Genomic DNA, 23,595 nt, shown 5'->3' with positions numbered 1-23,595 from the left:
ATTACTCCGCCTCCACTGGGTGAGTGGATGAGTGTTCTGTTGATGAAGTGTCAGAATGGGTTGAGCTTTCCATGTCGGCCATCTTCTGGTCGCTCGCCATATGCGCCATATCGTGGTGCATGCCAGCCATATTGTGGTCGGCACTCATGTGTTCCATACCTTCATGGCCTGCCATGTGCTCGTTTGAGTCCATGTGCATGTATTGCATAACGATTTGATCGAACATGCCGTGACTCACTGAGCCAAAGTATTCAACAGGATTGTTTTCACTCTTCTGTGCTAAGGCTTGGTAAGTCGCAGAGTCTAAGGTCTTAGTCGCCTGTTGTTTTGCCTTGGCAACCCAAGCATCGAAGTCGGCGGCCGTTGGCGTGGCAATGGCTTTAAACTTCATGCCCGCAAAACCTGCGCCGCTATAGTTAGCGGAAATACCGTCATAGGTACCGGGTTCGTTGGCAATCAGGTGCAACTTAGTCGTCATCCCAGCCATTGAGTAGATTTGGCTACCTAACTGCGGGATAAAGAAAGAGTTCATGGCGGTATCAGAGGTGATCTTAAAGTTCACCGGTACATTGGTTGGGAAAGCCAGTTCGTTTACCGATGCAACGCCTTGTTCTGGATAGATAAATAACCATTTCCAGTCCATAGAAACCACTTCAACCGTAATCGGCTTGGCCTGGTGTTCGAGTGGTTTGTAAGGGTCGAGATCATGGGTCGAGCCCCAGGTAATCACCCCTAGAATCACGACGATTACTATCGGCACAATCCAAACCACGGTTTCAATCGCGCTTGAATGGGACCATTTAGGGGCGTAAACCTCCTGATCTCGGCCATCACGGTATTTCCATGCGAAGAACAAGGTCATAAAGATCACGGGGATAACCACAATCAGCATGAGTAGGGTAGCGATGATGATCAGGTGCTTTTCATCGGCACCGATCTGGCCCTTGGGATCCAATACGCCGCCATCACAGCCTGCGAGCATCAGGGCAAGCGCCGCGAATGCTACTTTACTTAAATTTCGAATTAACAAAGGAAGATTCCTCTAACCCTAAGGTTTACAACTCTGCCCAGAGAGATTGGCAGTAGCATTGAGCGGCGTTATCCGAAGGCAAATCCGAAAGTGGCTCGAGCGTGGCACAAAAGTGCCTGCCACCTCAATACGAGATTGAAGATCGACTTTCAGCGCTTAATGCTAAATTTGAATTTTAAAACAAAGAGTTACAATGGTGGGGCGCGACAACCGTGCGCAAGGTGCTCGAGGGATTTTAGCCTTGGGGGTGCTAAAAACAGGGCAGCATTAGTTAAATCTAAGCTGTTGAAAAACTTGAAGCCATTGTCGAACAAATTCCACAATTGCTTAATAATCTGGGGATTGAGCAGCAAAATGCTCAGCAGCGTGGCGCCGAAAAACTCGATTAAAAATCCATCGCTCAGGGTGATTAATTCGCCAATATCGATGCAGCCGCCGACCATCACTGACACTAAGTCAGCTGCGGGCAGCACAAACAGTAACCCAAAAATCAGGGCTAAGTTTGTCATGCTGAAGTGGGATAACCTCGCAACGAGATTCAATCCTTCAGCGCAAAATTGGCTGAGTGCGAATTTCAATTAACAGGTCCAGCGTTAAGCGAGAAGAATTGTTGGCTGAATAAAAATTCAAGCTGCAACTTTTTTGTGCGGGCGGGAGGATAACAAGAAGCGGGGATTGATTGAAAGTAGATCTAGGTCACAAAAGGGCTTTTGCATTAAAAAAACCTTAATTAAAACCATAATTAAACATGGTGGTTACATATTTAACTAAAAATAAACTGATTTCACTCGCATTCTGTGTGGAAATTGTGATGAAGATATGCAAATGTCTTGGCTTTACTGTGAGTCGTTTAGCGCGCTTATTTGCCGAGTTGGTTGTTTATAGTTTCTGATTTTAGTGATGCCTTGCCGATATTCAATGCTGAATCCTACAATAAAGCATAGCTATCACCCTAGGGTGTTTTGTGGCAGTTTAACTGGTTAGACAGCGTAAAAATAATTTTTACATCATGGTACCGCTTTGGCTTTCAACCCCCCAATGAGCTAACGGTTTGACTACTCTTGAGATTGATTTGCAGATTAAGGCATTATGGGCCCATTCTGATTATCAACCCAATTACTACAAGGGATTAAATATCAACGCATTTGTGCACTATTTTAAGGTCAATTTATTCATAGCCTTAGCCTACTTTATTGTCGGTAAAATGGGTTTGATGATTGCCTTACCTCCCGGATATTCTGCGGCAATTTGGCCCGCGGCAGGGATAGCAATCGCTGCTTGTCTTTTATGGAAAGCATATGCGCCTTGGATTGGGGTTTTTATAGGGGCATTGCTGATTAATATTAATATTGGTGGGCAACTACATCTCGGTTGGTTGCCCGTCAGTATTGCCTTGGGCACGTTACTACAGACCATTATATCTGCTCGAATTATTCGATACATCGATCCTTTACTGACCTTTGATAAACCAGAAACTGTTATTAAATCAATGATTAGTCTCAGTGCTGGTTGTATTATTGCCTCTCTATTGGGTAATGCTGCACTTGCAGTTTACGGCATGATTCCAAGTTCGGATCTCGTTACCAGTATGCTCAATTGGTGGATGGGCGATTTCCTTGGAGCGGTCATTTTTATCCCGCTAACCATATTAGTGTTTGATAGGCGACCCATTTGGCGCTCAAGGCGGATTCAAACAGGACTACCTTTGGTGATTGGTTTTTTACTTTGCGTGGGGATTTATTATTACGCAGATATGAACCAGCGGCAGCAACTGCAGGATAAGTTTCAAATTCAATCCAATGCGATTATCAGTAGTGTGGAAACTTTTCAGGGAACCAATCTACAACAATTAGTTGCCCTTGCCAGCCTGTTTGATAACAGTGAAATAGTCACGGAAGATGAATTTATTCAGTTCGGTAAACGTAATCGACTCCAATTAGATGGCTTTAAGGCTTGGGCTTGGTCACCATTGATTGCGGCGAGCGATAAACAGAGTTTTGAGTCTGCAACCACAGCTGAGCTGGGGCGACCTTTCAATATCAAATATTTAGAGGGGGGCAAACCAAACGCCGACGGCTGGCTTGTGCCTGTTAAGTATGTGCAACCTATGTATAGCAGTCGCGCCGTACTTGGATTAGATCTCAACAGCGAGTCTGCGAGGGCGGCAGCCATAGCAAAAGGGAGATCAACGCTTGCGCCGGTCATCACAGGCAAAATCCAATTAGCTGAAGATCCTCATGGCCTTGGAGGCACGCTACTATTGGTGCCTTCTTTCGATCGCGTTGGTAACATTAAAGGATTTTGTTCGGCGGTGATCGATATCCAAAGCATCATCAATAAAGTCGAACAGGTAAAAGGTTTGCATTGGCGGCTAACGGATATGAGTGCTGATGGAGCCTTGCTCTATGCGAATAGTCAGAAAGAATTTCCTACCTTTTCTGGTAAGTTACATAGCGATAAAACAGGCCAATACTATCAGGCCCACTTAACGCTTGCCGATAGGCAATGGCATATTGTGATTTACGAGTCGTATGCTCAACTGATGGGTGAATCTTACAGTCTGTCACTGTTGCTATTACTTTTAGCCTTTATCACCTGTGCCGTTGTGAGTGGTGTGACATTAATCTCTTCCGGTGAGCGTCATCGGATTGAGGATAAAGTGGCAGAAAAAACTATGGCACTTTCGAAGGAGATTGCGCGTAATCAAGCATTTCAAGCCACCCTCGTCGAGAGCGAAGAAAAATACCGTAACCTATTCGATAAGGCACCCGTTGGCCATGTTTTAAAACGTCTTGAGGATGGGCACTTTGTCGCCATTAACCAAGCATTTACTGAAATTACGGGCTACACACTAGAGGAGCTTCAAGCGCTTGATCCTTGGGAGCTTACCCCGATTCGTTACCAAGTGACTGAGGCTGAACAGCTCGAACGCCTCAAGCAAACACGCCGTTATGGTCCTTATCAGAAGCACTATCGGCATAAAGACGGACAGCTAGTAGCCGTCAGACTGAATGGCTCCTTAGTAGCCGCAGCTAATGGTGAGCCGCTTATCCTGTTTATTGTGGAAGATATTACCGCGCAAGAGCGCACTATTGCCCGAGTTAACTTGCTGGCACAGGTATTCCAGCAAAGTGGGGAAGGTATCACTATTATCGATGCCAATGACGTCATCGTGGATGTTAATAGCGCCTTTAGCCAAATTACTGGTTACTCAAGGGATGAAATCATAGGTAAAAACTGTCGTTTTATTGAAGCCGCTCGAACCGATAAAAACATTGATGCTCAAGTGCGAGCTGCGCTTGAGCAAACGGGATTTTGGCAAGGAGAAGTGTGGGATCGCCACAAAGATGGCTATGATTTCCCGAAATGGCTGATGATGTCTGTGGTTCGCGACGAAACTGGGGCAATCAGCCATTACATCGGCAGTTTTACCGATATCAGCGAACGCAAAGTGAATGAGGAACGCATTCACTTCTTAGCGCATCATGATTCCTTAACTTTGCTACCGAATCGTTTGAGTCTGCAATCGCGTTTGGAGATGGTTTTTCAGGAGGCTTTTGTCAGCCAAACCCAGATTGCCGTAATGTTTATCGATATGGATCATTTCAAAAATATTAACGACACCCTAGGACATCATGTCGGCGATATGTTGTTGCTCGAAGTGGCGCGGCGCTTAAAGAGTATTGTAAGCAGTGACGATATCGTCGCGCGCTTAGGCGGTGATGAATTTGTCGTGGTGTTGTCCGATACGGATCACGATAGCGTCGCTAAGGTGGCGGAAGCCTTGCGCAGCGGTTTGAATCAAGTCTACATCATAGATAACAAGCCCCTACATTCATCACCTAGCATAGGCATCAGCCTGTTCCCAACCGATGGTGACAGTGTTGAGGCATTGATGAAAAATGCCGATATGGCCATGTACCGCGCCAAGGCGGCGGGACGAAACAACTATCAGTTTTTCACCGCTGCAATGAATACCTTAGTGACTGAGCGCCAGCAAATTGAAACTGGGCTCAGGCAAGCCATTGCCCGTGATGAGTTACTGCTGCATTATCAGCCGCAGATCGATATCAACACCGGACAAATGGTGAGTGTTGAGGCGTTGATCCGCTGGCAGCATCCTGAATTGGGATTGGTTGCTCCCGATCGCTTTATTCCTATTGCCGAGGAGATCGACATGATTATCCCCATCGGCCAATGGGTATTAGAGCAAGCACTCGCACAACTGGCGCAGTGGCGTAAAAAGGGCGCGAAAGACTTGCGAATGGCGGTTAATCTGTCGGCGCATCAGCTGCGTAAAGAGACCATAGTTGCTGATATTATCAATGTGTTAGCTCAATATGATCTTGGCAAGGGAGCATTGGAGCTTGAGATCACTGAAAGTGTCGCCATGCAGTATCCTGAGCAAAATGCCAAGTTGCTGGCCGAGTTGCGTCAATATGGGATTGAATTGGCAATTGATGATTTTGGCACCGGCTATTCGTCACTCTCGTACTTGAAGTTGCTCCCCCTCGATAGGCTAAAGTTAGACCGATCCTTTGTGAAGGATATTGAAAATGATCCAAACGATGCGGCAATCAGCGCGGCCACGATTTCGATGTCCCATGAGTTAGGGTTAACCGTGGTGGCTGAAGGGGTGGAAAACGAGGCACAATTGGTGTTGCTCTCGAGCATGGGTTGCGATCTGGTGCAGGGATATTATTTCAGTAAACCCTTATCTGCCGATGATTGTTTGCGTTTTATTGAACGCAATTTTTAGGCCGTTTTTTATCCATTTAGCACTATACTTGAGTCAGTCTGGCGATCGGACATGGATACATTAAGGACAGCGCTATGCAAGTTATCTTCACTAAAGGTTCGACCCGTTACGCTCAATTACGTTGTGTTCGCATGGATGGTAGTGCCACACAAACTCAGATGCCTGAACAGGGGATTGCTCCCCACGATATGATTCACTACGTCGTTGAAAAACGCCTGCGGATTCAGGGGGCATTCTTCTCACAAATACGTGCTGGTGCCGATATCAATTTCACCCTTGAGCATAACGAAGCTTCTTTAGCGGTTGCTGATAAAACTGACATTTGGCAAACCGAATCGATCGTCGAAGCATTGCAATCATTGTTGTGGTCGGCCGACGCGCCTAGCTATGCGGGATTTATCTATTTACTTGAGCAGGCCTGTAGTAACCGAAAATTAGCCGTGCCTGAGATTTCAGAATCTGATTTTGAGCATATTATCAATGAGATAATGGAGCTTACCATCGAGTGGCAAGGTATGGGTGAAGGCCAGTCCTTGACCCTAAAGTTTTAACGACTGAGCTATCAATAAGAGCGCGAATCTTCGCGCTCTTTTGCGACACACTCTAAACCGTTAAATACCCTCTCCTAGAAACACTTTGGAATAGCGCGGCTGTATCCAAGCATTATCGCCTTTACTGATCCCGAGCTGTTTAAATTGCACTTTGGACAGTTCAACGTGGATCAGTTGCTCATCGATTTCGGTCAACACTTCTAATCGTGCAACTGGGCCGACAATGGTTACTAGATCTAAGTTAACTTTTATAGCATTTTCCGTTGGTTGGGTTAAAACTTCGATTTCATGTGGACGTACATAGGCTAAACCTTGTTGTTCTTCTTCTCTCTCCGCATGTTCTGGTGAGGGAATATGAATATTGCCGATAGTGCTATGGCCGTGTTTTACCCTTGCGTGGAATAGATTTACGTTACCCAGAAATTCATACACAAAGGGATTGCTTGGGGTGTCATAGACTTCTTCTGGTGTGCCTTGCTGCTCGATACGACCTTTATTCATCACTACAATTTTATCTGCCACCTCGAGTGCCTCTTCCTGATCATGGGTGACAAATACCGTAGTCACATTGATTTCATCGTGTAAGCGTCTGAGCCAACGGCGTAATTCAGCGCGGACTTTTGCATCAAGTGCGCCAAAGGGTTCATCAAGCAGTAGGACTTTTGGCTCTACCGCCAATGCGCGTGCGAGGGCGATGCGTTGTCTTTGCCCTCCAGAGAGTTGTGATGGATAGCGATCAGCGGTCCAATCTAATTGGACGAGTTTGAGTAATGAATGCACCTTCTCGGCAATTTCCGCCTTGCTTGGGCGTGTTTTTCTTGGCCTGACCGTCAGTCCATAGGCCACATTTTCGAACACAGTCATATGCTTAAATAGGGCGTAGTGTTGGAATACGAAGCCGACGCCACGCTCACTCACATGTTGAGTGGTAATGTCTTCACCGTTGAATTTGACGATTCCGCTGTCGGCCTGCTCGAGTCCGGCAATGATACGTAATAATGTTGTTTTGCCTGAGCCAGATGGACCTAACAGGGCTGTTAACTCGCCTGTTTTTATCTCTAAGTTCACAGAGTCAACCGCGACAAAGTTACCAAAATGCTTATTAACTTGCTGGATATGTATGCTCATAGTGGTCTCTTCAATAAAGTAGTGCGCTTAGTGGGTTTTATGTTTACGTTCATCTTTCCACTCCACCATGCTTTTGAGCACGATAGTCACCAGTGCTAAGCCTGTGAGCAGGGACGATACTGCAAATGCGGCTGTAAACATGTATTCGTTGTAGAGCACTTCTATATGTAGCGGCATAGTATTGGTCTCACCGCGAATGCGACCTGACACCACAGCGACCGCACCAAACTCGCCCATTGCACGGGCATTACAGAGGATCACGCCGTAGAGTAAACCCCATTTAATATTCGGTAGCGTGACGTACCAGAAGGTTTTCAAACCATTGGCGCCTAAGGTTAGCGAGGCTTCTTCCTCATCTTTGCCCTGTTGTTGCATCAGTGGGATCAATTCGCGCGCCACGAAGGGTAAAGTGCCAAACATAATGACAATAATGATTCCTGGGACGGCAAATATGACCTTTAAATCATGGGCAGCGAGCCAAGGTCCAAACCATCCTTGGGCACCGAAGAGGATTACGAAAATCAATCCCACGACGACAGGTGAGATGGCAAAGGGCATATCAATAATCGAGATCAGTAAGGTTTTTCCCCTAAACTCAAATTTAGCAATAGCCCAAGCGATTGCTACGCCGAAAATGGCATTGGTTGGTACAACAATAATTAATACCAGTAACGTTAAGCGAATGGCTGCAAGCGCGTCAGGATCTGTGATTGCTTGCCACCAAACATTAATACCAGCCTCGAAAGCCCCGTAGAGTACGACCGCTAAGGGTAGAACTAAAAATAACGCGAGAAAACTTAACGCAAGGCCAATCAAACTCCACTTTATCCAAGGTGCTTCTGTGGTGGCGTGGTTGGTTGCCGGAGATAACGTGTTCATTCAGTTAGCCTCTTTTACTCGCCCACCACTGTAGGCTATTAATGATTAACAATAAGATGAATGCGGCTGCGAGCATAACTACGCCGATGGCGGCGGCACCGTTATAATCATATTGCTCAGCTTTGGAGACGATCAGTAGCGGAGTAATTTCGGTGCGATAGGGCAAATTGCCTGAGATAAAAATCACAGAACCATATTCGCCCACGGCTCTGGCAAACGCTAAGGCGTAACCCGTCAATAATGCAGGCAATACTGCAGGTAAAATGACTCGTTTTATCGTTGTGAATCGACTCGCACCAAGGGAGGCAGAGGCTTCTTCTAATTCCTTAGAAAAGTCGGCTAAAACGGGTTGAACGGTGCGAACTACAAAGGGCAAGCCTATGTAAGTTAACGCAATAACAACGCCTATCTCACTGTAGGCGACTTTAATGCCCCATAAATATAGATATTGGCCAACCCAACCCGTGGTTGAATAGAGCGTAACCAATGCAATACCAGCCACTGCAGTGGGTAATGCAAACGGGAGATCCACCAAAGCATCAACGACTTTCTTACCTAAGAACTGATAGCGCACAAGCACCCAAGCGACTAACGTACCAAAGACAGCGTTTATCGTGGCGCCAATAAAAGACGCCGCAAATGATAGTTTGTAGGAGGCTACAACCTGAGGATGACTAATAGCGACCCAAAAATCAGCCCAACTCATTTGCAGCGTAAACAGGAGCAATCCAGCCACAGGGAGTAGAAACAGGAGGCTTAAATATAAAACTGAGAAGCCCAAGGTAATACCAAAACCTGGCAAAACCGATTTCATAGCTGCCTTACTCATATTCTTATTCCATGGTGAATCAAGTAGATAAGCGGTTTCTCGTGGACGAAACCGCACTAAGTTTATTTACTGATTTTGCTTAAAATGGCATCGAAATAACCACCATCATTGAAATGAGTTTGTTGTGCCTTGTTCCAGCCACCGAAGACGTCATCAATAGTAAATAGGGTTAACTGGGGAAACTTATCCTTATATTGATTAGAAATGGTTGGATTAGCTGGGCGATAAAAGTGTTTTGCAGCAAGATGTTGCGCTTCATCAGAATAAAGCTGAGCCAAATAGGCCTCTGCCAGTTTGCGAGTTCCTTTGCGATCAACATTTTTATCGACAATAGTGACGGGTGGCTCTGCAAGAATACTGACACTCGGGACAATAATCTCAAACTCCCCTTTACCTAGTTGTTCGACAGCCAGAAATGCTTCGTTTTCCCAAGCGATAAAAACATCACCAATTTGTCGTTGTACAAAAGTATTGGTTGCACCGCGGGCGCCTGAGTCGAGTACAGGTACGTTTTTATAAATCTGCGTGACAAACTCTAATGCTTTTTCTTCAGAGCCGTATTGCTTCAGTGCATAACCCCAAGCGGCGAGGTAGTTCCAACGTGCCCCGCCCGAAGTTTTAGGATTCGGGGTAATAACCTCTACACCTTTGCGGGCTAAATCATTCCAATCATGGATATTCTTGGGATTTCCTTTACGTACTAGCAACACAATAGTTGAAGTGTAAGGGGAGCTATTATGCGGGAGGCGGCTTTGCCAATTTTCAGGAATTAAATCTGCTTTTTGTCTCAATGCATCAACATCATAGGCTAATGCTAGAGTGACAACATCTGCTTCTAAGCCATCGATAACTGAGCGAGCTTGCGAGCCTGAGCCACCGTGAGATTGACGAACGGTAGGAGTTTTATGGCCTTGTTTTTGCCAATATTGGCTGAAGAGTTGATTATATTCCCGATAGAATTCACGGGTTGGATCATAGGAAACATTCAATAGTGTATCTTCAGCGAGGGTAAGGAAACTAGCTGAGACCAAAACTAAGGTGAGTGTTGCTTTTTGTAGGTGAGATAAAATATTCATACCGAAATCCTCATATTATTTAATAAGGCTTCCGGTGGACCGGTCAGCGATGTTGGGTTGTCACTAATTATCTTTTTACAGCTACTTCGATTGGGATAATTGGTCTAATCGAAATTTCTCTTTCTTTTCTAGTTGGACTAATTTCCCATGGTGAAAGGTTAATTCCACCGTTCCAAACTCAATACGCCCGAGTAATTTTTCAAGGTTGTTGAGCAGCGTTGGAACTAAGGTTTGCTCTAACTCTTCTTTGGTTGCCATTGATGCCCTCATTTAGTGGTTTTTGACACCATAACGATGATTATAGGGTAACGTTGATAACTAAAAAGGTATATTTTGTGATTTTATATTCCATTTTGAAATAAGTGTGGTGTGATTTTGTCCTGAGCTATGTTTATGGATGGCATTGGTGGCACATTTTCATTTTTAAACAAAAAATTACCTACCAGAACATCAATCAGTGGCCATTGCCCATGCCCTGAATCCACATTGATATGGCCACTTAAGCCTAGGTTAATGGTCGGGAAACCAAAGGATTTGGCCAATGAAGCTGCTTGATTGAAAGGCATCCAAGGATCGTTTTCACTGGCAATCACTAGACCTGTGACACCAAGTGTTTGTTTCGGTAATAAATTCCTAATTGTCGGCGTATCATCGTGTTCGGGCAAAATATGGCCATTTTCTGAAAAACGTTCTGGTGAGGCAGGTGCAACTAAAATCGCCGCGACTACTCGTTGTGGATGACGAGCAATTGCTAGACTTGAGGCTAAGCAGCCAAAACTGTGGGCTAAAATGAGGATTTTCCCCTCGATGTTATCCATTGCACGGGATATTGCATCGGCCCAAATATGGATTTTTGGTTCTAGTAAGGGTAAGTCATTGACCCATAAAGATGATGTGTACTTTTGAGCAATCCAACTTTGCCAATGTAAGGGGCCGCTGCCACCAAATCCTGGCACTATTAATAACGTAGTCATATTGTTTCCTCCGAGTGTGTGTCGATACAACCTCACCGCATAAAACGATAAAGCCACATTTTAGGCTTCTCTATGACTATATAACTAATTTGGGTTATTAAAATCTGTTGATTTAGTTTATTTGGGAATATGAGATGAGTTTAGGATCTTAATCGAAAGATGGTTGGTCCTCACCAGCGCAACAATATGTCCAGAAGGTAGTTGTTTGTGGGACTAAACGGGAAGCTGTGCTTAATTAACTTCTGCTATGGATAATAAATGCACATCAAACAGATCGTTGCACCACTCACAGCATTGAATTGACTTGTAATAAACTCACTATTAACCCATCAATTAGCCCTATTGTCAGTACAACACGCAAGTTTGAGGGGACATTACTTGAATTTTTTGCTGTATTGATGGCATTTATCCATTACTTAACCTGAGTTGAAGTTAATTATTCCCGTTGGCGACGTTCTTGGCTCTGATTCGAGCGGCTTTGATTACGCTCCACACTGCGTGCTGCCTGCATGTGTTGGCGCGACTCACTCGGTCTTGTTCGCACTTCTTCCCGTTGTCTTGGCTGTACTTGACGGGGCTGCTCGATACGTTGCGGTTCGGCGCGTCTTACCTCGGGGCGAGCTTCCTGTCTTTGTGGCTGAGAGCGAGTCTCGACGTTACGCGGCTGCTGGTCTCGACTCTGGTACTGCCTTTGTGAGATATCCTTAGCTTGTTCCCGCGATGCCTTAGCCTGCATTTGCCTTACCTGATTATCATTGCGGACATTGTCGTTACGCTCTTTTTGGTAACCTTCCCTTTTGGTTTGCGCCGAGTTCGTCGGTGCCACGCGGCGCTCTTTTAACTCGGCTTGAGTATTCTGAAAGCTGGGCGCCCGCTCGCGGCTATAGTTATTGTCGCGGCTTAAGTTATTGCCTCTATCCTTATCATGGCTTTTATCATAGCCCTTGCTGTCTCGGTTATAACGTGTGTCTTGGTGTTCCCTTGATTTCGAGTACTGGCTGGTAAAGTGCTGGCTGCTGCCACTGGAGTGGGAGTCGCGGCCACGGAACTTGCTGTCAGCGTAGTAGCGCTCTTTTACCACGGGATTATGGTAAACCACGCCGCGTCTGTGCTCGGGTTTATGCTTCCAAGGTTGAGCACCATGACTGACAGAGTACCTTTCCCGTGGACGATAATGGTGGGAGTGATGGTGATCTATCACGACGACTTTATGGCGATGCCAATGAAATGAGCTAAAGAAGTAGTTAAAGGAAATATGGATCCCAGGCGACCAGTAAAAGTAGCTATGGCTTGGGCGGTAAGGGTAGCCAACATAGCCGCCAAACTCCCAATATACAGGCGGATAGGCCACACCCCAACGCCAAGTACCGTAAACTACGCGGGGGTCATAATAAGGCACATATACCACTTCGCGGCGTACAGGCTCGATGATGATCTGGTTATTGGCGCGAGTTACCGCCATATTCTCCATATTGGCTAAACTGTTGGCTTTATCCGCCTGCTGTCTGAGTGATTGAATACCGTCCATCACTTGCGCCTCATCGGCCAAGAAGGCTTCGCCAAGCCTTTGGGTCCAATCCAAATCTTCGCTCATTTTCTGTAAGACATTGGGGAAAGCCATGAGTGCTTTAACACTCGGGTCCCAGTCCTTGTCTTCGGTGCGAGACATCACTTGATCAGTCGACAACTTAGGATGATCTTCCAACCAACGTTGCGCTTGTACTACTTCGAGTGGATAGGTTGAGGCGATCAAAATATGGCTCAACAAACTATCGGGATAGAGGGCAATAGGCGCAAGCATCTGCTCGAGTTCGGCTTGGCTCAATGAAGCACTTGAACCTTGGCTAACGGATACGCCCGCAGCTTGCGTCGGCGCGGTGAAAGGCAGAGCAACTAAAGCCGCCGATAACACTAGCCATTTCCATCGATATAATCTGTTCATGGTTCGCTCCAATAATCCTATTTGCGGATGTTATTGGCATCATAGGCGCGTGAATATGAACATAAGCTGAAAGTATATTGTGCGGCAAAAGCGTGTTGTAGATTTATTTTCTTACCAATAAAACGATATATGATATTGAAAATAAAAGATTAAGCAGAATGGGTAAAGTTAACGGTAAACTTGGCTCCGCCTAAATTTTCTGAGCGGGAAACAGAAATTCGACCGTTATAGCTATCCACTAAATCGCGGACAATTGCTAAACCTATGCCGTTACCTTGATGGTAGGAATCGGCGCGGATCCCGCGCTCAAAGATTTGCGTTTGCAGGGTTTCGCTGATCCCTGGGCCGTCATCTTCGATACAAAGTTGCAATTGATAAGCATCGCCAGTGACGGTTAATTTGACCGTTGATTTGGCAGCTTTGCAGGCGTTGTCGAGTAAGTTACCTAAAATCTCGGTGAGATCGGCTTCATCGCCCTTAAAAACCGCTTGTTCAGCGATTTCGCCACCGAGGTTAATTTGCGGTTCTCGATAAATCTTGGCTAAGGTACGTAGCAGTTTATTGGCCACCTCATCAACCTTAATCCCTAAATGCCATGAGGCGGCCGCCGCAGTTTGGGCGCGTTTAAGCTGGTGGCTGATGATGCGACTGATGTTAGACACTTGTTCGCTCGAGGCTTCACTTAAATCCACCTGACTTTTAATCACCGCCAGTGGTGTTTTGAGGCTATGGGCTAAATCCGCAAGGGCATTGCGATAGCGCTTACGCTGGGTTTGTTCGGTATTGAGCAAGATATTGAGCTGCCTCGCCACCGCCTGTAACTCGCTGGGGTACTGGCTGCTCAGCTGGGTTGATTTACCTTGTTCCACATCGTGCAGCTCTTGGGTAAAGCGTGCCAGTGGTCTAATGGTCCAAATCAACCAGCTCAGCTGAAATATCAGCATCACGAGAATTAAGATCAGTAACCAAGTCCAAAGCTGTTGATTAAATTGAGCTATCTGCTGCTGAAATTCATGTTCATCTTTAATGATATGGATAGTCACTGGCACATTTTCATTCAGGCTGGCAAAGCTCACACTAAAGCTATAGATAAGGTGTGGCGCGCCCGCGAGGTCGATTTGCTCAAAGGCACTTTGGCCCGTTGGCGGAATGGTGAACTGTGCTGGTGGCGTGATGCCCATAAAGGATTGCGAATGCCAGACGATGCTCTGTTTATGCTCCGCATCTTCGGTGGTGGCTATGGCATAGAGGCCTGATTGAATAAGGTTAAAGCGGTTCTCGAGCACTAATTCAGGAATGAAAATCCGTTTGTTTTCGACTTCAGTCACCGCTAATACTGAATATACATAGGCACTTAGCTCATTTTTAGCGGCACTCTTTACCTGTTCAGCAAAGGCGTCATTGAGGGCGACCCCAATCAGCGGCAGCAGCACCAATATAAACAACAGCGCGCTGAGGACGAGCCGAGTCTTTAAGGAGTTGAGTAACTGCCAGACAAGCGCGCGTTTACTCATCAGTACCTTGCTCAGGAGCAATGACTCTTAAACGATAACCCTGGCCGCGCAGGGTTTCGATTAGATTGTATTGGTTATCGGGGTCGAGCTTTTTGCGTAAACGGCGGATAAAGACTTCGATAACGTTAGAGTCGAGGTCAAAATCCTGATCATAAATATGTTCGGTGAGTGCTGTTTTAGATTTCACTTCACCTTGATGCAGCATAAAAATCTCAAACAGCTTGTATTCAGAGCCGCTGAGGGTAACGAGTTCGTCCCCTTTGCGGACCTCTAAGCTACTGGTATTTAAACTAAAGGGACCGTTAGTGATGATTGGACTTGCTTTACCTGCCGAGCGTCGGATCAGTGCTTTAAGGCGGGCAACCAACTCCTCGGGATGAAACGGTTTAGTGAGATAATCATCTGCACCGGCATCGAGGCCTTCGACTTTATCTTGCCAGCTGTCGCGCGCGGTTAAAATTAAGATCGGGAAAGCGCGCTCTTTTTGGCGAATGCGGCGGATAAGGCTAATACCGTCGAGTTTAGGTAAACCGACATCGATAATGGCGGCGTCATAGTTATATTCAACGGCTTGAAACAAGCCTTCTTCACCGTCGCTGGCGACATCAATGCTGTAATGGGCATCCAGCAAGTGCTGTTTTAAGTTGGTTTGCAGTGCTACGTCGTCTTCAACGAGTAAGAGTCGCATATTAATTCCTCGACACGCGTCCTGTGGCGGCATCCACCGAAACTGAAAAAACCTGGCCATCATTATTGAGGATTTTGACGCGATAGCCTGAGCCGCTCGACTGCACGCTGAGCACTTTGCCTCGATATTGACGCTGCGCCATAGCCACGGCTTGGTCTGGACTATTCACCACAAGGCGGCGCTGCTCATTCTTAACGCCTTGGTCGCGCGATTGATTGCGATCATCGTGTTTATCATTGCCCGCTATGCAGCCAAAGGAGGCACATAAACAAGCGACTAGGGTCAGTGTCAAACCAAGTTTCATATCTGTTACCCGTACAGGTTCGGCGATCTTAAGTAAGTGGCGAGCTTGATAGCTTATCGAGTCGACTAAGAATACCTCATCACCATAACAAACACATAGAGATCAGCCAATTGGTAAACACAATTCCTTTAAAATTCACTGTGATTCGTGGGATTTTATCGAGTTAATCCTCATCGAACCTCTTTACATATCAGGAGTCATATCCTGTGACATATTAGCAGTGTTAACCACAGCAGATGAATTAAGGCTGAACAGTAGTGTTGCTCTGAAATACAGCAGATTTTAATGTTCAGCTTATGTTCACCTTGAGTGCCCTCTAATGTCACCAATTTGAGCGGATTATCCAATGGGGTATTCAAGATGAACACAGTGAAACAACAAGTTATCGCAACCACGACGTATGTGAAGGCTGTGGTATTGGCCAGTGCATTTCTGGCATCGACAATGGTGAGCGCGCAGCCGAGCGACGAGTCAAACTTGGCGCCTTTTAGTGCAGCGAGTATTGGGATGATGAAAAAGACCGATGCCGAGCAAGCCGTCAAGCAAGAGCAGCAAGCCTTAAGCCTATTGCAACAGTCGGCTCCCGCTCAAAGTGTAGCGGAAGCTACTGCCGCTGCGGTTAAATCGCTGGCGCCGTCCTTCTCGGCACAAGGTGCGAATGTTCAGCGAGTACAATTGATGGGTGCAACTCCCATGACTCGCGAACAAGTGATCGCCAAACATACGAGTCAGCCGATCCCCAGTTCAAGCGCCGCCACTGAAGATCCCTATCGCGCCCCTATTTATCACAGCTTTGCGATTTTTGATGCCAGCAGCCGTTTGTTTGAAGACTTTGATTACGATGGGTTTTATCAAACCTTTAGCGTAACCTTCGATGTAGATGTGTTTGGTGCATATCTTAATGAGCGCGCCGACCTGTTTGCCGAGTTATACCTCAGCCGTAACGGTGGTCCTTGGGTGCATTACTACACCACGGACGTGTTTACCATCTACGGTGACTCGACTCAGGATGATTACGAAGTACTGACAACCCTCTACACTGGCTATCAAACGGATCACTACGATGTATTAATTGATATTTATGAAGTGGGTTATAGCGATATTGTTGCGACTATTAGCGCCGATGATACCGATGGCTTATATGCCTTGCCGCTAGAAAGTCGTGACCGCGATAGCTCTGGTGAGGTAATTATTGTCGAAGAAGGCGGCGCAGTTTCTTTCTTTGCTCTGCTTGGCCTTGGGTTGCTGGCGGCAGCCCGTAATCGTGTAAAATGGATTAATACTCTGAAATAAAATCTTATGTAAATTATCACAATTAATACTTGAGTAATACCGACTAAATTAAAAAGCAGTGTATCTATCGATGCGCTGCTTTTTTACTTCGAAATGTTTATAACAAAACCAGCAGAAATCATATGCTTGCTTTCTACCCAGCTTGATTCTTGCTATTGTTTAAATGAATTTATAAAACAGTTGGTTGTGAATGATTTTGCCAAGCGTATGTGTATGCACACGATATAAATATTAGGGCTTACGAGGCAAGCTGATGGAGTTTTCTTGTTTAACTCAGATTGTTAACACTGAACAAGATTTAGACTTACTTCCAACTAGTTCTGAATGGGCAGTTGTAGATTCTAGTATTTCTGTCGATCATGGTTGGATTACTGAGGATGAGTTTAATCAGTGTCTTGGACAATTTATTGGACAACAGGTTTTTGCCTTTGAAACGTTTGTACGGATTTACAAATCAACAAATATTCAAAAGCGTTTAGAGGATTCATTCGTTTTAAGTTGGTCGAATTTTAAAAAATTCCAAGAAACTACAGACATCTTGTTTGTTTACGTGGTTTCTAAACAACTAAACTGGGTATTTTATGCAAATAGGGACAAGTGGTATTTTGCTGTACATCCCTAATAACTCGAGTTGGAACTTAGGACTCTTGCGACACGCACAAGTTTCGCGCATGTGCGGGGTGTTATATGTCAAGGACATCAAATGAAAAGTCAGCTATCGCCCGAGGCAAGTGCCCACCTTGAGGTCTTGCGTCAAGCAATATTGCTTGCGAGAACTATAAGTTGGGATAACTTAAATGGTGAAAAATCAGAGTGTGTGGCAGATTTAATGGATGCTGTACATAACATTCCGTCACACATTGAATCACCATTGAATTCAGATCAAGATTTTATCCAAATGTATTATGTTGCTTTTGATAGGAAGCACCCTATGAGCATATCCTTGGTAAATATCTATAGAGGATGTTTGTAGTTGTTAATTGTATATAATCAAGCCTGCATAGCTTCCGTTGGTCTCTGATCTCGTTCCATTCGGCCGCTGCTGGCGGCGTTGTGTGGCAATAATTGAGTAGCAAGTATGGGTGAGCACTCCAAGTTAGAAAAATACATCATTGCTAGTGATGTTGGCGGTAGTAGGGATGGTATCGGAATAGAAGTTTATTCTGGTAGCGAAATACTTATGGAAGTCTTCCGGGATGATACTCAAAAGACCCGAGAGGTCACCTTATACAAAAAGGACCTTGATCTTGAGCTTGTTGAGCAGGCAATTGCTCTATTCAAAAAGGAAATCCCGTGGGAATTTCAATAATGACATCGGCACGCAAGTCACCACATAACAAGATCCTGCTGCTAGCAACCTTTGCCGCTTGGCACCGCTGTGGACGTTCGTTATAACCCTCTTAAGGATAGTGTGAATTCACTGGATGAATACAAATCGATGATTGATGAACTCGTTAAACGAAGTCGTTCAGTTAAATCAGAGTGGGTGAAGAAAGGTCAATTTCCAGCAACATCGGAAAACGAGGAAATAAATAATCTCTTAGTTAGTTTATCCACAGAGCAAAAGAACCTTATTGCTAGGTTAATAAATGAAACTAAATCGAGTGGAATCCATGATACTTTGGCTTACTTTAGCGAACTTCAACACTTAAGCAATCTCACAATCTCTATCAACGGCAAAGAGTTACCTAATCAGCCTTTTGGGACAGAGTTAAATTTTGATTATTGCGCAAGGCAATCAGGAGATGATTGGCCGGAGTGATAATCTGCCGTTCAATATGAGTTGGTTTGTGCTGATTTTGGCCAACAATTTTCCGCCTTTGGCGATGCAAGACTAAGCAACTCTCGTTATTTATCGGTACTTTGTTCCCTCTGCTACAAATCCCCCCTCTTTCTCTCTGTGTTTATCATTTCGGATTCGGGCTAGTATGGTCGAGTTACGTTAACTAAAGGAAGAGAGACATGATTGCTCAAGGTCAAAAATTACCAGCGGCGACGCTAAGCCAATTAACAAAAGATGGCATGGTAAATCATCAAGTTACCGAGCTGTTTGCGGGTAAAAAAGTGGTGTTATTTGCAGTGCCTGGTGCTTTCACACCAACCTGTTCTGAAGCGCATTTGCCCGGTTATGTGGTGCTGGCCGATCAGTTTAAAGCCAAAGGCGTTGATTTAATTGCCTGCGTATCGGTAAACGATGCCTTTGTGATGAAAGCGTGGGGCGAAGCGCAAAATGCGTCTGAACTACTGATGTTAGCCGATGGCGATGCCAGCTTTACTAAGGCGCTCGGATTAGAGATGGATACCGCTGGCTTTGGTGGTGTACGTTCACAACGTTATGCGATGATTATCGATGATGGCGTGGTGACGTTACTGAATGTAGAAGCACCTAAGTCATTTGAAGTGAGTAAAGCCGAAGTGGTGTTGGCGGCTTTAAGTTAAGATAAGCGGATGCCCCTGCGCTTATGGGGCTGATGTGTCGCTTGCTTGAGCGAGAACAATAGCCAGTAGGGCGTGTTAACGTTTCGAGATTAGATTTTGTTCGTTCTGGCAAGCACGTGCTCGCGAAACGAGGAATGATGTGTAGTTATTCTACTCAAATGACGAGCGGCTCTTATGACAGAAAGTAAGAGCAAGTGCTTGCCAGACGAACCCTTCGGGCAGCATTTGGCTGGCGTTTCTGCTGCGTTATCGTCCGTTTATGTAGAATAACTACACAGCACGGACTTTGCCTTGCATAAAAGCCAGCCAAATTGCTGCAAAAATAACCCTGAAACGTTAACACGCCCTAGATGAGGCTGGCTTTTTTATTCGGGCTTTTTATACGGTTATTGAACGAGTTGAATGCTGTCGGCATCGATAGTGACTTCTGACCAGTCCTTATCCACTTCACCGCGAATAATGACTTGGGTTTCAGGCGTGACGGTATGTCCGAGCCACAGATCATCGTCAATTTCAATTTTAATCTCTCCCGTGCTGTCACGGAAAATATAATCATCGTGGCCAATTGAAGACATGATATGGCCGGTTAACTCCACTTGAGTGTCATCGCTGGCATTGAGCGCACTGACGACATCATGAATGATTTGCCGTGCACTAGGGCCTTGAAAGCCGCCACGTAATTGGGGTTCGCCCGTTGTTGGTTGAAATCCAGCTTGGCTGCACAAGGCACTCAATGACAATGTGATTGCTAACATGCTTAAGGTGATTTTATTCATCTAAATGTCCTCTTTCTAATCTTACGCCGCTGGGCGACTCATCTGCGGCGAGTATCATGCCAAGACGAGCGTGAAGCAGTTGTGAAGAATTTAAGCGGATTCATTTAGATGCTGTTGTGGCTCGCCGTTATCCATAAATTGGATTGTTGCCAGATAGTCATTCCCTAGGCTTTGGGCCGAAAAGTGCCACCCCATACGCTCGCAGACACGTTCAATAATAATCAAACCACAGCCATAGCCAGTTGGCTCGGCGCTGTGATGGCTAAGCGGATTTTTTATGGTTAGTTGATTGTTATTCAGCGTGATTTCAATATCGCCACTGCTGTAGTTAAAGGCATTTTTAATTAAGTTGCCTATCACTATGTCCACAAAACTCACCGGTGCGCAAATGGCGGTATTTTCGTTAACGCTGAGCTGATAGCGGATTTCGTGTTTGGCAAAATGCTGCGCCATTTCACTTAATAGCTGCGTAAGTCGTGCGGCTAAATCAACTTGGTCATAGTGTTGCGATTCAATCTGTTCCTTACCTAATAACAAAAAGGTTTCGGTGAGGGTTTTCATTTGTTGGCTTGCGTAATCAATGCGGGCAATGGCTTTGTTAGCGATCCGCTGCTGGGCTTCGTTCCCGTTGTTTGGCAGTTTTTTAAGTAATTCTGTCGAGCCTTGGATCACCATAATGGGCGTGCGCAGTTCATGGGAGGCAAAGCGGCTAAACTCCTGCTCCCGAGTAAAATAGGCGGCAATTTTGGCTTTATTTTCCAGTAGCGTTTGTTCGATATGGCGGGTTTCACGGTAGGGCGTGCTAGGGATAAAGCTTGGCTCCTCTGGCGTCAGCGCATTGATTTTGCGTTCAATTTCAAAAAATGGTGCCGATAGTAGCCGCACAAAATATAAGCCATAGGCCATGATGAACAGCAGTAAACCTACTCCGAAGAGGGATATCAAAATATGCAGCCTGTCCTCATATCCATCGAGAAAGTCATCCGCATCATCCTTATACACCACATACAATAAACCTTGTCCTGATGGGTGCGGCGAAATCAAAAAGTGCTTATCTTCGGCGCCCAATTGGTGCTCATAAAAACCCGTTTGTTGATAAGCTTGCAGCCATTGCGGCACAAACTCTTTGCTCCAATAGGTGGTGAGTTCGTGGATATCGGGGAGCTGGGCTTTATCGCCAAATCGTTGATAGTTTTTTTGGTATTCGCGGGTTTCGGTCGCCAGTTTGTGTTCAAGGCTAATGACCTCAATTTGTTCTTCGGCGATATAAATCAAACCCCAGAAAATCGCGAACATTAGGCTCGTGAGCACTAAAAACGTTAGGCGAATTTTTTTGTATAAGCTCGGTAATGGCTTAGGGGAGGAGTCGGTAACCTTGGCCATGAATCGTCTCTAGTTTGGAATCTGTAAAGCCCTTATCCAATGCACTACGCAGGCCGTAAATATGGCTACGAAGCGCGTCGCTACAGGGGGCTTCGTCACCCCAAACCGCATCGATAACTTGTTCTTTACTCACAATGGCGGGGGCATGTTTGAGCAGTAGCGTCAAAATCGTGCGTTGGATTTTACTCAGCTTGATTTCCTTACCCGCGCGGCATACTTGCTGCGTTGCGACATTTAAGCTGATTTCACCAAAGCGCAATATACCTACATCTAAACGCGGCCCGCGGTTATGCAGTGACCGTAGACGCAGGCATAGTTCTTCCATGGCGAAGGGTTTATTTAAAAAGTCATCACCGCCCGAGGTAAAGGAGTCAATTTTGTCCTGCAGGCTATCTCTAGCGGTTAAAAACAAAATCGGCGTATTACAAAACAGCTCTTCGCGCAGTTTTTTGACCGTACGAATACCGTCTAATTTGGGCATCATAATATCCATAATGATCACGTCATAATGGTTTTGCTGTATTAAATTGATGGCGCTTTCACCGTGATAGGCGCAGTCAGCAATAATGCCTTCGAGGGTTAAATAGTCCATGATTGTTTCTATAACATCATGATTGTCATCAACAATTAATACTTTCATTAGTTATCTTCATTTCTTCACGTTTGCTTGACGTTTCCCATACTAAGATGCCAGCCGTTGATTTAACAAGGTAAATAAGGGAGAAAAAAATGAATAAGCACTTAGTAGGTATTAGCGCATTACTATTAACCGCTTGTGGTGGCGACGGTTCATCAACGGATGTGACGCCACCTCCCGCGAATTTACCCGCTAAAGTGATGGGGACTGTGACCCAGGTGTCCGCAGACCATCAACAGATCACTGTGAATGGATACAAGATTAATATCGCCAATGCAGATATTCGTTATCAACAACAACCACTGGATGCCAAAGCAATTCAAGTGGGGATGCGCCTAGATTTGGTTAACCAAGGTCAGCAGGCTAAAACGGTTGCTGTCGATCCTGCGCTGGTCGGTGAAATCAGTGCCATCAATCAAAATAATATTACGGTCAATGGCATACAGTTAGCCGTTGCATCAGCTAGCCAATATAAAAAGGGCGATTGGGTAGCGGTAAATGGCTACCCCACAGTGGTCGGACAATGGCAGGTAGAGTCGATTAACCTTTTCCCTAATCTCGCAATTGCTGAAATTGAAGGTCGAGTAACAGAGCTTGATCCTGTTATGCAGCAATTCCGCCTAGGCTCAGCCTTGATCGATTACGCCAATGCCGAGTTAGAAGGGCAGTTAGCCGAAGGTGTGTGGGTTGAGGTTGAAGGTCAACAGGATGGTGCCGTATTTAAGGCCCATGAAGTCGACGTAGAAGATGCGAGTGATGTGCCGACGTTCAACGAGATGGAGTTAGAGGGCACAGTAACTTGGGTTAACCAAGACAAGAGCCAGTTTGAGCTTAATAGCCGCACACGACTCTATGTGAATGAACAGACTCAATTTGAAGATGGTAATCGCACCAATTTGCTGGAAGGTAAGCGCCTAGAGGTGGATATTCAATCTACTGCGCAGGGCCTGTGGGCCAAAGAGGTCGACTTTGAAAGTTCAGATGCGGGTGGCCCATTACCCGATTTAGGCAACAAGTTTGAGCTTGAAGGGCGAGCTACGCTCGATAGCGATAACCAGCTACAAATCAATGGCTTTACCTTTATTATCGACGCGAGAACCCAGTTTGATGATGGCTTAACCCTTGCAAATCTTGATCAAAAATGGCTGCAAATTGAAGGTGTTGAATTAGCCGATGGCCAATGGCTAGTGAAGGAAATTGATCTTGAACAGCAGAGTAATGAGTTGGATCTAAACGGAAAGGTGAGCCAGAACAGTCTGTGGGGTTACCATGCTAGTGATGCCTCATTAGCAAGCTTTGATAGTAAATGGGTTAATGTGGAATGTCAGTTTGATGGCATGCAAATCCACAGTTGTCGCATTGACGACTAATGCCTGTTAACGACTAACGCTCG

At 45.6% G+C, this 23,595-nt stretch carries 24 protein-coding genes; 9 read left to right on the top strand and 15 right to left on the bottom strand.

Going from position 1 to position 23,595, the window contains the following annotated elements; translation table 11 throughout:
* Nucleotide 1 precedes the first annotated feature (1 nt).
* Nucleotides 2-1,030 carry a ubiquinol oxidase subunit II gene (cyoA, locus tag HG547_RS05950; protein ID WP_169547290.1) on the bottom strand — a complete coding sequence of 343 codons (1,029 nt, stop codon included), beginning with the start codon at nt 1,028-1,030 and terminating at the stop codon, nt 2-4.
* Between the two features lie 188 nt (nt 1,031-1,218).
* Nucleotides 1,219-1,539 (bottom strand): hypothetical protein, encoded by a 321-nt coding sequence (locus HG547_RS05945; RefSeq protein ID WP_023266127.1) that lies wholly within the window; start codon nt 1,537-1,539, stop codon nt 1,219-1,221.
* Between the two features lie 563 nt (nt 1,540-2,102).
* On the opposite strand from HG547_RS05945, the gene HG547_RS05940 reads away from it, so the two are divergent.
* Together HG547_RS05940 and HG547_RS05935 are read left to right on the top strand one after the other, a co-directional pair.
* Nucleotides 2,103-5,789, top strand: coding sequence for an EAL domain-containing protein (locus HG547_RS05940; RefSeq protein WP_169547361.1), 3,687 nt, complete (start codon nt 2,103-2,105; stop codon nt 5,787-5,789).
* Nucleotides 5,790-5,863: 74 nt separating this feature from the next.
* The gene (locus HG547_RS05935) at nt 5,864-6,340 is read left to right on the top strand and encodes a cytoplasmic protein (RefSeq protein ID WP_169547289.1); all 477 of its coding nucleotides are present in this window, start codon (nt 5,864-5,866) and stop codon (nt 6,338-6,340) included.
* Nucleotides 6,341-6,400: 60 nt separating this feature from the next.
* Here the strand turns inward: HG547_RS05935 and HG547_RS05930 are convergent, their stop codons facing one another.
* From HG547_RS05930 to HG547_RS05885, 10 genes are all read right to left on the bottom strand, one after another.
* Nucleotides 6,401-7,468 carry a sulfate ABC transporter ATP-binding protein gene (locus HG547_RS05930; protein ID WP_169547288.1) on the bottom strand — a complete coding sequence of 356 codons (1,068 nt, stop codon included), beginning with the start codon at nt 7,466-7,468 and terminating at the stop codon, nt 6,401-6,403.
* A gap of 27 nt (nt 7,469-7,495) precedes the next feature.
* Nucleotides 7,496-8,347, bottom strand: coding sequence for a sulfate ABC transporter permease subunit CysW (gene cysW / locus HG547_RS05925; protein ID WP_047535583.1), 852 nt, complete (start codon nt 8,345-8,347; stop codon nt 7,496-7,498).
* Between the two features lie 4 nt (nt 8,348-8,351).
* A complete protein-coding gene (gene cysT / locus HG547_RS05920; RefSeq protein WP_169547287.1) occupies nt 8,352-9,176 on the bottom strand; it encodes a sulfate ABC transporter permease subunit CysT in 825 nt (274 codons plus the stop codon).
* Between the two features lie 62 nt (nt 9,177-9,238).
* Nucleotides 9,239-10,252: a sulfate ABC transporter substrate-binding protein gene (locus tag HG547_RS05915; RefSeq protein ID WP_169547286.1), complete on the bottom strand. Its 1,014-nt coding sequence runs from the start codon at nt 10,250-10,252 to the stop codon at nt 9,239-9,241.
* Between the two features lie 81 nt (nt 10,253-10,333).
* Nucleotides 10,334-10,510 (bottom strand): YezD family protein, encoded by a 177-nt coding sequence (locus tag HG547_RS05910; RefSeq protein WP_052183974.1) that lies wholly within the window; start codon nt 10,508-10,510, stop codon nt 10,334-10,336.
* 83 nt (nt 10,511-10,593) lie between these two features.
* Complete coding sequence (locus tag HG547_RS05905) at nt 10,594-11,226, bottom strand: alpha/beta hydrolase (protein WP_169547285.1); 633 nt, start codon at nt 11,224-11,226, stop codon at nt 10,594-10,596.
* Between the two features lie 436 nt (nt 11,227-11,662).
* Complete coding sequence (locus HG547_RS05900; protein WP_169547284.1) at nt 11,663-13,168, bottom strand: DUF3300 domain-containing protein; 1,506 nt, start codon at nt 13,166-13,168, stop codon at nt 11,663-11,665.
* Nucleotides 13,169-13,317: 149 nt separating this feature from the next.
* Entirely contained in the window at nt 13,318-14,682 is a 1,365-nt protein-coding gene (locus HG547_RS05895; RefSeq protein ID WP_169547283.1) for an ATP-binding protein, read from the bottom strand.
* The gene (locus tag HG547_RS05890; RefSeq protein WP_099457224.1) at nt 14,675-15,370 is read right to left on the bottom strand and encodes a response regulator transcription factor; all 696 of its coding nucleotides are present in this window, start codon (nt 15,368-15,370) and stop codon (nt 14,675-14,677) included. The genes HG547_RS05895 and HG547_RS05890 overlap by 8 nt, the downstream gene beginning before the upstream one ends.
* A 1-nt stretch (nt 15,371) precedes the next feature.
* A complete protein-coding gene (locus HG547_RS05885) occupies nt 15,372-15,674 on the bottom strand; it encodes a PepSY domain-containing protein (RefSeq protein ID WP_037423775.1) in 303 nt (100 codons plus the stop codon).
* A 360-nt stretch (nt 15,675-16,034) separates the two neighbouring features.
* Here HG547_RS05885 and HG547_RS05880 point away from each other — a divergent pair, with 360 nt between their 5' ends.
* The 6 genes from HG547_RS05880 (at nt 16,035) to HG547_RS05855 (ending at nt 19,406) form a co-directional block, all read left to right on the top strand.
* Nucleotides 16,035-16,967: a choice-of-anchor H family protein gene (locus HG547_RS05880; RefSeq protein WP_169547282.1), complete on the top strand. Its 933-nt coding sequence runs from the start codon at nt 16,035-16,037 to the stop codon at nt 16,965-16,967.
* Nucleotides 16,968-17,220: 253 nt separating this feature from the next.
* On the top strand, nt 17,221-17,589 hold the full coding sequence (locus HG547_RS05875; protein ID WP_169547281.1) for a hypothetical protein: 369 nt from the start codon (nt 17,221-17,223) through the stop codon (nt 17,587-17,589).
* Nucleotides 17,590-17,670: 81 nt separating this feature from the next.
* Nucleotides 17,671-17,940, top strand: a complete 270-nt coding sequence (locus HG547_RS05870) for a hypothetical protein (RefSeq protein ID WP_144375885.1) — start codon at nt 17,671-17,673, stop codon at nt 17,938-17,940.
* A 105-nt stretch (nt 17,941-18,045) separates the two neighbouring features.
* Complete coding sequence (locus HG547_RS05865; protein WP_169547280.1) at nt 18,046-18,276, top strand: hypothetical protein; 231 nt, start codon at nt 18,046-18,048, stop codon at nt 18,274-18,276.
* Nucleotides 18,277-18,378: 102 nt separating this feature from the next.
* Nucleotides 18,379-18,729, top strand: coding sequence for a DUF6547 family protein (locus HG547_RS05860; RefSeq protein ID WP_169547279.1), 351 nt, complete (start codon nt 18,379-18,381; stop codon nt 18,727-18,729).
* A 200-nt stretch (nt 18,730-18,929) separates the two neighbouring features.
* Complete coding sequence (locus HG547_RS05855) at nt 18,930-19,406, top strand: peroxiredoxin (protein ID WP_037423763.1); 477 nt, start codon at nt 18,930-18,932, stop codon at nt 19,404-19,406.
* Between the two features lie 386 nt (nt 19,407-19,792).
* Here HG547_RS05855 and HG547_RS05850 read toward each other — a convergent pair whose 3' ends face one another.
* The 3 genes from HG547_RS05850 to HG547_RS05840 all read right to left on the bottom strand — a co-directional run bounded on the left by HG547_RS05850 (nt 19,793) and on the right by HG547_RS05840 (nt 22,205).
* Nucleotides 19,793-20,182 carry a NirD/YgiW/YdeI family stress tolerance protein gene (locus HG547_RS05850; RefSeq protein ID WP_037423760.1) on the bottom strand — a complete coding sequence of 130 codons (390 nt, stop codon included), beginning with the start codon at nt 20,180-20,182 and terminating at the stop codon, nt 19,793-19,795.
* Between the two features lie 90 nt (nt 20,183-20,272).
* On the bottom strand, nt 20,273-21,565 hold the full coding sequence (locus tag HG547_RS05845; protein WP_169547278.1) for a HAMP domain-containing sensor histidine kinase: 1,293 nt from the start codon (nt 21,563-21,565) through the stop codon (nt 20,273-20,275).
* Complete coding sequence (locus tag HG547_RS05840) at nt 21,537-22,205, bottom strand: response regulator transcription factor (RefSeq protein WP_037423754.1); 669 nt, start codon at nt 22,203-22,205, stop codon at nt 21,537-21,539. Before HG547_RS05840 ends, HG547_RS05845 begins: the two co-directional genes overlap by 29 nt.
* An 89-nt stretch (nt 22,206-22,294) precedes the next feature.
* Between HG547_RS05840 and HG547_RS05835 the strand changes: the two genes are divergently transcribed.
* Nucleotides 22,295-23,572, top strand: a complete 1,278-nt coding sequence (locus tag HG547_RS05835) for a DUF5666 domain-containing protein (protein WP_169547277.1) — start codon at nt 22,295-22,297, stop codon at nt 23,570-23,572.
* Nucleotides 23,573-23,595 lie beyond the last annotated feature (23 nt).

Source organism: Shewanella sp. DNRA4 (assembly GCF_012843185.1).
Classification (GTDB): Bacteria; Pseudomonadota; Gammaproteobacteria; order Enterobacterales; family Shewanellaceae; genus Shewanella; species Shewanella xiamenensis.
Note: the sequence above shows the minus strand (reverse complement) of the source record. Positions and strands in the feature narration are given on the sequence as shown.